Source organism: Paenibacillus terrae, assembly GCF_005217525.1.
GTDB classification, from domain to species: Bacteria; Bacillota; Bacilli; order Paenibacillales; family Paenibacillaceae; genus Paenibacillus; species Paenibacillus terrae_C.
Genome location: NZ_PNXQ01000013.1, coordinates 45,642 through 54,314 on the forward strand (window position 1 = coordinate 45,642; position 8,673 = coordinate 54,314).

Here is an 8,673-nt window from a genome sequence, read left to right on the forward strand (position 1 = left end):
GGGTGATATCGTCAAAGATATCCGAGAAGATTTGAAGAAGCTGGAGAATGAATTTAAAGATATCAAACGGATGAACGGTCCTAAAGACGTTTTTCAGAATATGATTAACGAATTGAAAATTGTCATTCCTGATCTGCGAGAAATGAAACGACTTCTCACGGACATAACTCGTATCCGCATGCCATCAAATCAGTTCGGTAATGACATCGAGGCATATGTCCGGCAGATTAAAGAATTAGAGAAACGCATGCGAGATATCCAGCGCATTAACGGTCCTTCGGGCGGTGGTGGCGGTGGATCTGGTGGAGGGGATTCAGGGGGCGGCGGAGCGTTATTTGCCGCTGGTGGAGCTGGGATGATGGCGGGGGCTGCCGTGGCTGCGGGCGGCTTCTTTGCGTTTAAGTACGCCGACGAATACCAGAAGGCCATGCTTCAAATCCAAGCCAGCACAGGGCAGACAGAAGCGCAGATGAAGGGCATGAAAGACATCGCCAAGAATCTCTATAATGCTAAATTGGGCGAGGATTGGAACGACCTGGCGCTTGTTGTCGGTAAGGCTAAAAATGTCTTAAAACAGACTGGGCCAGAGCTTGAAAAGTCAGCGCGAGGCGCGATTGTCCTTCGAGATACCTTCGAAAATCTGGACGTTGATGAATCCATCAAAACCGTCGATACCATGATGAAAAACTTTGGTATTACATCTGAGCAGGCTTACAATCTGCTTGCACAGGGCGCACAGAAGGGATTGGACAAATCCGGGGAATTGTTGGATAGCGCGAATGAGTATTCAGCTTACTTTGCAAAATTGGGATTCAGTGCAGAAGGCATGTTCGATATCTTTGCGGCTGGTCTGGATGCCGGGGCATTTAACCTTGATAAAGTCGGTATAAAGCCGTTGCCGACTATAAATCGCGGAATTAAGCGGGGAGGCTGCAATGCTAATCCGAACCGAAGGCTGTTAAAAGAGCAGTCAGGGGCAACGCATAGGTCTTGGAATAATAGACCCACGAGGCCGCGACACCTTTGGGTGAAAAGATATGCTGATCTACCGGGAAAGGAAACTGGTAGAACTGTTGGATAAAAAGCCGACAGGATAACACCTTAATGGACGGTATTAAGGAATTTGGTATCCGTACAAAAGACGGTTCCAAAGACTCGCTTGCGGCTTACAAATCCATCGGACTCGGTGGAACTGAAATGACGAAGAAATTCGCGGCAGGCGGTAAGACCGCGCAGGAAGCATTCCTGAAAACCGTGAAGGCTATCGAAGCTGTGAAGGACCCGGTTTTGAAGAATGCTGTATCTGTCCAATTGTTCGGTACCCAAGCCGAAGATTTGGAAGCTCGCGTAATCAAGTCATACGGGAACGTCAAAAAGCAGTTCGATAAGACCAAGAACAGTATTGACGAGATGGCGAAAATAAAATACAGCAGCATGGGGGATGCATTTAAGGGAATAGGTCGGCAGTTGCTTACAAGCATCATCATTCCTGTCTCAAATATGCTGCTGCCAGCCTTCAATAAATTTAGTAACTGGTTTAATCAAGCGGGTCCAAAGATAAATAAATTCTTTTCGGGTGTAGGAGAAGACTTAAGCCGAGTCGGTAAAATCATCAAAAAAAGTGGTCAGCTACTTGAAAACACCTGGAACAACACTGGTTATTACACCGCTGCGGTTGGGATAACCAATATCGGTAAGGAACTGGGGCTGAGTGAGGACAATGCTTACAAGCTTTCTGGTGCTATAACCGATATCACTGATCGACTTTCCGAGTTAAAGCCCTACGTTGATATCCTAAAAGGATTAGGCGATGTTGCTTACAACGTCACAATTGGCACGGGCGACATATCAGGTGTACAGCAAATCAATAAAGGTTTGCAGTCTATTGGATTCAGTCCTGACCAAGCTATTCAAATATCAAATAGTGCGGTTGATATATTCGACGGTATAAGAGGCAAGGCGGAAGAGTTTGTTAGAAGCCTTAGTCCTGTGATAGGTGATATATCGTCATATTTCAAAGAAGCTTTCAGTTTCGGCAGTGATTTAGATTTTGGGTCTATAGTCAACAGCGTGAGCGATCTTAAAAAATCAATAACACCTGTTATAGAGTCCATTGCTACAGGGATCGGTCCTGCATTACATTCCGTCACATCCTTGCTCGCTCCACTTATGAAGGTCGGTAAACAAGCCTTCAATGCCATAATTCCATTGGTCGCTAAATTAGCAGCTTCTGTGACTGGTAAATTAGGTCCAGTATTTACGTCAGTCTTTGGTTATCTGACGAAGACCTTGTTGCCGCAAGTCAGCTCGGTGCTGGCTGCATGGCTGCCTAAGATAGGGGCTCTGTTTGGTAAAATGGGCGGCTTGATTATGGCGATATACGAAAGGAGCATTGCGCCAACCATAAATGCTCTCGTGACTATATTTAAATGGGCATGGCCCGTTATGACTACTGCTGTAACAGGTGCAATTAATATTCTCAAGCCTGTTATAGGTGGAATTATTGATGTATTGGGCGGTGTGATTGACTTCCTGACAGGAGTATTTACGGGGGATTGGGATTTAGCGTGGAAAGGTATAAAAGAGGTCGCTGTCGGCATATGGGATGGTATCACAGGTGCTGTGAAAGCGGCCTTCAATAATGTCATCATGATCATCAATTCAGCAATACAGAAAATCAACGGGTTTAGCTTTGAATTGCCTGAATGGGCAGGTGGCGGGAGTGTAGGGAACTTAGGAATACCTGAAATTCCAATGCTTGCAGATGGAGATATTACCAACCGTCCGTCCATTATGGGGGAAGCAGGTTGGGAAGCTGCAATTCCAATCAACAACAAGCCGCGTTCTATGAACCTCTTGGAAAAAACCAATAGACTCATGGGCTACAACCCAGGCGGCAACGGTGACAATCTGAATCTTAACTTTAATATTGTAATCCAAGGGAACGCGGATAAAGAAGTAGTGACGCAGGCGGTCAAAGCTGCAGAACCTTCTTTCCGTCAGCAGTATAAGCAAATGAAGCGTCAAGATGCGAGGACGAGCTTATGACGACATATACAACAATCCAGGGCGATACCTGGGACATGATTGCCTATAAAGTGTTTGGTGATGAAACGTCGATGATCCAGATTATGAATCTTAATTTGGACTACATCGACGTTTCTGTTTTTTCTGCCGGGACTGTTTTGCAGATGCCGGACGTTACTGAGGTTGAAGAAACCGCGTCTGATCTGCCGCCATGGAAGGTGTGACATGGACGAAACTATTGATGCGAGACGCGCACAGGTCGTAATTAATTATAACGGCAAGGACATCACCAAAGAGTTGTCCGACTATTCATTGGATTTAACTTATACCGATGCGGAGCCGGGGACGCTGGACGATCTGCAAATTAACCTTGAGGATAAGGCGCGTAAATGGTCTGGTCCTTGGGCGCCAAGTGCTGGAGACAGGATAGTTGCCTATATAAAAACAATCAATTGGAGCAAGCCCGGAGAGATTAAGCGGCTTAATTGTGGCACGTTCGAGGTGGATTCGATTGACTTCGCTGGCCCACCTGATACGGTCAGCATTAAAGCAGTTTCGCTACCGGTTTCAACAAATGTTCGGCAGGAGAAAAAAACGAAGGCTTGGGAGTCTGTGACGCTCAAGTCTATTGCTGCGGAGATTGCCAAGCGTGCGGGCTTCTCACTGATGTATGAGGCTCATGGGAATCCGAAATACGACCGCCAGGATCAGACCGATGTGTCTGATTTGTCGTTCCTCAACGACCTGTGTAAACAGGAAGGCATAGCGCTAAAGGTAACAGGCAAAAAGCTTGTCCTGTTTGATGAATACGTTTATGAGCAAAAACCACCCGCGTTGACGATTGAACGCGGCGTATCGGACATTATTAGCTACGGATTCACCTTTTCGACTCAGGATGTAGCCTATTCAGCTTGCGAGGTCAGCTATCAGCCAGCAGCAGCCAAAAAGAAAACGTCTAAGAAAAAAGACGAGAAGAAGGACGAAAAAAAGGACGATAAGGACAAAGCCAAGGCCGCTACAACCGCTACTGATTCCAAGGAAACTGATAAGGAATCCAAGAGCAAAAAGAAGAAAGAAAAATCGGAGCAGCCAAAGCCAATAAAGGTGATTTATCGTCCGCCTGGTGCTCCGAAAGATGGACCAATCTTAAAGGTGTCTCAGAGCGTTGGTTCACAGGCTGAGGCAATTAACGCGGCTCGAAAGAGCTTGCGCGAGAAGAATAAAGAGGCTGGTAAAGCTACTTTGTCTCTCATGGGGAATGTGGGCCTTGCTGCTGGGATGACCATCACTATAAAAGGGTTTGGCAGGTTTGACGGTAAGTACATTATCGTTTCCGCCACTCATGCAGTTGGTGGGTCGGGCTATACGACCAGTCTGGAAATTAGGAAAGTTTTGGGGTGGTGACATGGCGAATGAAAATTTAAATAGAATCGGGGTAGTCTCCAGTGTAGACACCGACACGGGAAAGGTACGGGTAATCTTCCCTGATATGGACGATATGGTTTCCCCAGAGCTACCACTTTTAACAACTGGGACTGGCTGGGGTCTTTCGAATGCGATGCCAGAGCCGGGCGACAATGTGGTGTGTATTTTTCTCGGGAATGGGAAACCAGATGGAGTTTGTCTTGGCGCACTATATGACGGTAGCTATGATATGCCTGCCGATCAGTCCCAACGTGGTATCTACTTCGAGGATGGCAGCTATGCATATTTTGATAAGAATACCGGCTCAATAGAGATTAATGCGGTTGGTGCTGTAAACGTACAGGCCAAGACCGTAAGTATACAAGCGGAATCCGTGCAAATTACAGCCCAAACCGTAGAGATTAACGCCAGCAACGTAAACATAAATGCTCCAGCGGTGCGGTTTGCTGGTAATGTGACGGTCGTAGGTTCGGTTAAAGAACTCAATGAGCCGATTGAAGGTGAATAATTATGGCAGCTAAAATAGGCAGTTATGGCAACATTGCGTTTGTTGTAACTCCAAAGGTGATACGTACATTCCGCGAGCTTACCCGGTCTAGCGCCAGCCGTTGGGCTGACCACGAAATTATGTTGAAGAAGCCCAAAAGCCAGTTCTTAGGGCCTGGTCTGGATACCGTGACATTTACGATGTACTTTGCGGCATGGCACGGCACCAATCCACGTAAGGAAATGGATAAGCTGGTTGACTGGGATCGAAAAGGAAAAGCCGGAGCGTTGACAATCGGCGGTAAAAAGCTGGGGGCGGGTCTGTGGGTTGTAACGGGGCTTGAGCAGGCTTGGACGCACGTGGATAACCGAGGGAACCTATTGTCTGGAACCATTAACATTACGCTAAAGGAGTACGTTAAATGAGCCAGTACAACCTTACGTTATCCGGTACCCGCCCGATTGACTTCGCACCAGCTACCAAAGAGGCAGAATTGCGACAGAATCTATTTACACTGTTAACGGCTTGGCGTGGATCGGTTGTTTTAAATCGACAGTTTGGATTCGATCCAGGAGCATTGGACGAGCCGACAGAGGTTTCCAAGGCACTTATCACATCGCAAATCTATGAGCTGGTTGGTGAATATGAGCCAAGAATTTTAATTCAGGAAGTGCAGTTTGTGAATCCGCAGGATGATCCAGATGGGGGTCGATTAATTCCGGTCATATATTTTTACGAGCAGGAGGTGAATGCGGATGAGTACACTGGCTGAGCTGCCGGATATTGATTTTGTCCAGGCGGATGTTAAGGCAATGCAGGATTCACTTATAACGCTGTACGAAACAATTGCAAAACGCCAGCTTGCCCCTGCTGATCCGCTTCGAATTTTCATAAATGCGATAGCGTACAAAATGGTAATGCAAGAGGTTAAATTAAATCAGGTCGCCAAGGGGCAACTACTCCGGTATGCACGCGGCGCTGTGCTGGATCATTTAGGGGCCTTTGTAGAAACACCACGTTTAGGTGCCGATTATGCCGTTACGTTAATACAGTTTACTTTGTCCACGCCGCTTACAAATGTTCAGGTTATACCAGCAGGGACCCGCATAGGACCAGCCGAAGGTGACGGCACGATCTATTTTTCTACTAAAGAGGCAGTAACTGTCCCGATTGGTGACGTAGTAATTACGGCTGCAGCAGAATGTAATGTGTCAGGGACAGAAGGCAATGGATACATCGCAGGTCAACTCACAACGTTAATTGACCCATTGCCTTATGTAGCATCTGTAACTAATCTTACCGAAACATCGGGCGGGGCTGCCGTTGAGGACAATGACCCGTACCGCGAACGTATTCACATCGCGCCTGAATCATTCAGCGTTGCCGGACCAGATGGTGCGTATGCATATTGGGCCAAAACTGCTAGTGCATCAATAGCAGACGTACACGTGGATTCTCCAAGTCCTATGCAGGTGGTGGTTACCGTATTGCTTGCTGGCGGGGTCATCCCCACACAAACCGTTCTTGACGAGGTGTTTGCGGTCTTGGACGACAGAAAGCGGCGACCTCTAACGGATAAGGTTACCGTTCAATCTCCTACAGAGGTCAGTTACGATGTTGATTTGACTTACTATATCCGTAAATCAAGGGCAACAGACGTAGTGAGTATTCAAAAGGCCGTAGAGGCCGCTTTATCTGAATACAAGCTATGGCAAAAATCACGATTAGGTCGAGACATAAACCCATCGCAGTTAACGCATATGCTTGTTGAGGCCGGAGCTTCACGACTTGAAATTCGATCACCTGTATTCTTGGAGCTTAATTCAAGTCAGGTAGCCAAGGAAGGGACTACGACGGTGGTATTTGGAGGGCTGGTCGATGATTAAATTGTCTGAATTAAGCCTGTTGGACGTGCTACCTGATAACTTACGAACCGATAAGCAGGTTCGTGATGCAGCGATGGCCCTGGACGTGAAAATGGACGAGCTGACGGCGAAGATCCAGCGTGTTAATTTGTTCGGGCGAACCAATTGGACAGACGAAGAAACCGACGAATTGGCTTGGCAGTTCCATGTAGACTACTACGACCCCACATTGCCGCTTGAACAACGCAGGGAGCTTGTCCAGCAGTCTATACCACTCCATCGCCGCAAGGGTACACCGAGCGCTGTAGAGGACCTAGTGACGACTATATTCGGATACGGGAAAGTGGAGGAATGGTGGGAGTATGGCGACGATCCGGGCTATTTCCAGGTTGTTGTCTCCAATCCCAAGGCTACCGAAGAACAGGCGCAGCAGTTTTTGGAGGTTGTCGAGTCTGTGAAGAGAAAAAGCGCCCACCTCCGCCGCGTTGTCGTATTGGATTCGGCAAAGGGAACCCATTACTACGGCGTGGGTACACAGCAAGTGGATATTATTACTTTAAGGCAGGTGAATTAAAGTGGCTTTCGACGGAATCCAAATTACTAATCGCGGTCGGAATTTGCTTGCAAAAGCAGAAGCTGGGATGACTAAGATTACGTATACAAAATTTTCAATAGGGGACGGAAAACTTTCTGGACAATTGCCTGTTATGCTTAAAGCTCTAATCAACGAGAAAGTTTCTTTTCCAGTAAGTCGTTTGAAAATACAGTCAGAAAATGTAGTCGTGCCTGGATTCGATTTTGGTAACCAAGGCATTCCCAACGGCTTTTTCTTCCGTGAAGTAGGGTTGTGGGCGACCGATCCAGACCTAGGCGAGATCCTATACGCTTATGCAAATTCCGGTGAGGGAGCCGAGTACATTGATGCTCAGAACACTTCCGCTGTATTAAAGAAGCTATTCAATTTTGAACTGACTGTAAGCAACACAGCACAGGTGACGGTGGTTGTGGATGATTCGATTATATACGCTACCCCGCAGGATGTAGCCGATGCACTGAAAAATTCCAAAGACTACACCGACACGCAGATTGCTAATGTAAAAGTGCCTGACGCAACCACTACGGTTAAAGGGATTGTCAGATTGAGTGAAAATTACAAGGATACAAGGCCCACAACCGTTCCGAATAGCAAAGCTCTTTCGGACTTATATACTGCTTCAATGGCGGATAAAGGCAAGGTTTTTATGGATGATTTTAATTTTTTGCTGTCTCCGGGTGTGTGGCGGGTTGATAGGTCTACTTTTACGCCTGCCACGGATCATAGTCCACCGGGAGCATATCCTAAGGGCGTCCTATTTGTTGCAAAAGCAGATGTGACGGAAGGGCTTGCTGTTGTCCACCTGTACGTAGACGATACAGGTGGTATTTTTAAACGAGTAAGGACAGTTGCTGGAGTTTGGACAACTTGGAGCGAATTAGCCGACAAGAATTACGCAGCTCCAAAGCAACATAGTCATACAGCAGCGGACTTGCCAAGCGCCACTACACAAGCACGTGGTATTGTCCAGCTTAACACTTCCACTGGGAGTACGGCCACGGATCAGGCAGCTACACCGTCTGCCGTTAAAGCGGCATATGATCGGGCTGAACAGGCTTTTACGCAAGCCAGTAATGGGAAAAACGGTATTACTGCCGCCATTACTGGCAAAGGTGGCAACGCCAACTCCAGCATGACCTGGGATCAGTTAGCAGCAGCTATATCGAGCCTGCCTGTCAAGCGCTTTGCGTCCGGTACCTTTAACGGTCAGAGCGTTACTGCATCGAGCTGGGGCCAGTCTGTGGATATGACCGTATCCGTTAGTCTGCCGTTTA

At 47.3% G+C, this 8,673-nt stretch carries 10 protein-coding genes; all 10 read left to right on the forward strand.

All coding sequences use genetic code 11. From position 1 onward, the window contains the following. A partial coding sequence (locus C1I60_RS14305) for a phage tail tape measure protein (protein ID WP_212734475.1) occupies nucleotides 1–1,081 on the forward strand: 1,081 nt, incomplete at its 5' end. Nucleotides 1,082–1,104: 23 nt separating this feature from the next. Further along, on the forward strand, nucleotides 1,105–3,048 hold the full coding sequence (locus C1I60_RS14310; RefSeq protein WP_137062342.1) for a phage tail protein: 1,944 nt from the start codon (nucleotides 1,105–1,107) through the stop codon (nucleotides 3,046–3,048). Continuing rightward, nucleotides 3,045–3,251 carry a tail protein X gene (locus C1I60_RS14315; protein WP_137062343.1) on the forward strand — a complete coding sequence of 69 codons (207 nt, stop codon included), beginning with the start codon at nucleotides 3,045–3,047 and terminating at the stop codon, nucleotides 3,249–3,251. Before C1I60_RS14310 ends, C1I60_RS14315 begins: the two co-directional genes overlap by 4 nt. Nucleotide 3,252: 1 nt before the next feature. Beyond that, nucleotides 3,253–4,431, forward strand: coding sequence for a phage late control D family protein (locus C1I60_RS14320; RefSeq protein ID WP_137062344.1), 1,179 nt, complete (start codon nucleotides 3,253–3,255; stop codon nucleotides 4,429–4,431). A 1-nt stretch (nucleotide 4,432) separates the two neighbouring features. Then, entirely contained in the window at nucleotides 4,433–4,960 is a 528-nt protein-coding gene (locus C1I60_RS14325) for a phage baseplate assembly protein V (protein ID WP_170970819.1), read from the forward strand. Between the two features lie 2 nt (nucleotides 4,961–4,962). Beyond that, on the forward strand, nucleotides 4,963–5,364 hold the full coding sequence (locus C1I60_RS14330; protein WP_137062346.1) for a phage tail protein: 402 nt from the start codon (nucleotides 4,963–4,965) through the stop codon (nucleotides 5,362–5,364). Continuing rightward, entirely contained in the window at nucleotides 5,361–5,711 is a 351-nt protein-coding gene (locus tag C1I60_RS14335; protein ID WP_137062347.1) for a GPW/gp25 family protein, read from the forward strand. The genes C1I60_RS14330 and C1I60_RS14335 overlap by 4 nt, the downstream gene beginning before the upstream one ends. Next, entirely contained in the window at nucleotides 5,695–6,825 is a 1,131-nt protein-coding gene (locus C1I60_RS14340; protein WP_137062348.1) for a baseplate assembly protein, read from the forward strand. The genes C1I60_RS14335 and C1I60_RS14340 overlap by 17 nt, the downstream gene beginning before the upstream one ends. After that, complete coding sequence (locus C1I60_RS14345; RefSeq protein ID WP_137062349.1) at nucleotides 6,818–7,378, forward strand: phage tail protein I; 561 nt, start codon at nucleotides 6,818–6,820, stop codon at nucleotides 7,376–7,378. Before C1I60_RS14340 ends, C1I60_RS14345 begins: the two co-directional genes overlap by 8 nt. A 67-nt stretch (nucleotides 7,379–7,445) precedes the next feature. After that, nucleotides 7,446–8,673 (forward strand): tail fiber protein (locus C1I60_RS14350; protein ID WP_252361721.1); only part of this gene is annotated, 1,228 nt, incomplete at its 3' end.

Bases quoted from the DNA above. Each gene is read 5' to 3' on its own strand.
- C1I60_RS14330 (WP_137062346.1), top strand. From the start codon at position 4,963: ATGGCAGCTAAAATAGGCAGTTATGGCAACATTGCGTTTGTTGTAACT.
- C1I60_RS14325 (WP_170970819.1), top strand. From the start codon at position 4,433: ATGGCGAATGAAAATTTAAATAGAATCGGGGTAGTCTCCAGTGTAGAC.
- C1I60_RS14345 (WP_137062349.1), top strand. From the start codon at position 6,818: ATGATTAAATTGTCTGAATTAAGCCTGTTGGACGTGCTACCTGATAAC.
- C1I60_RS14320 (WP_137062344.1), top strand. From the start codon at position 3,253: ATGGACGAAACTATTGATGCGAGACGCGCACAGGTCGTAATTAATTAT.
- C1I60_RS14315 (WP_137062343.1), top strand. From the start codon at position 3,045: ATGACGACATATACAACAATCCAGGGCGATACCTGGGACATGATTGCC.
- C1I60_RS14310 (WP_137062342.1), top strand. From the start codon at position 1,105: ATGGACGGTATTAAGGAATTTGGTATCCGTACAAAAGACGGTTCCAAA.
- C1I60_RS14335 (WP_137062347.1), top strand. From the start codon at position 5,361: ATGAGCCAGTACAACCTTACGTTATCCGGTACCCGCCCGATTGACTTC.
- C1I60_RS14340 (WP_137062348.1), top strand. From the start codon at position 5,695: ATGAGTACACTGGCTGAGCTGCCGGATATTGATTTTGTCCAGGCGGAT.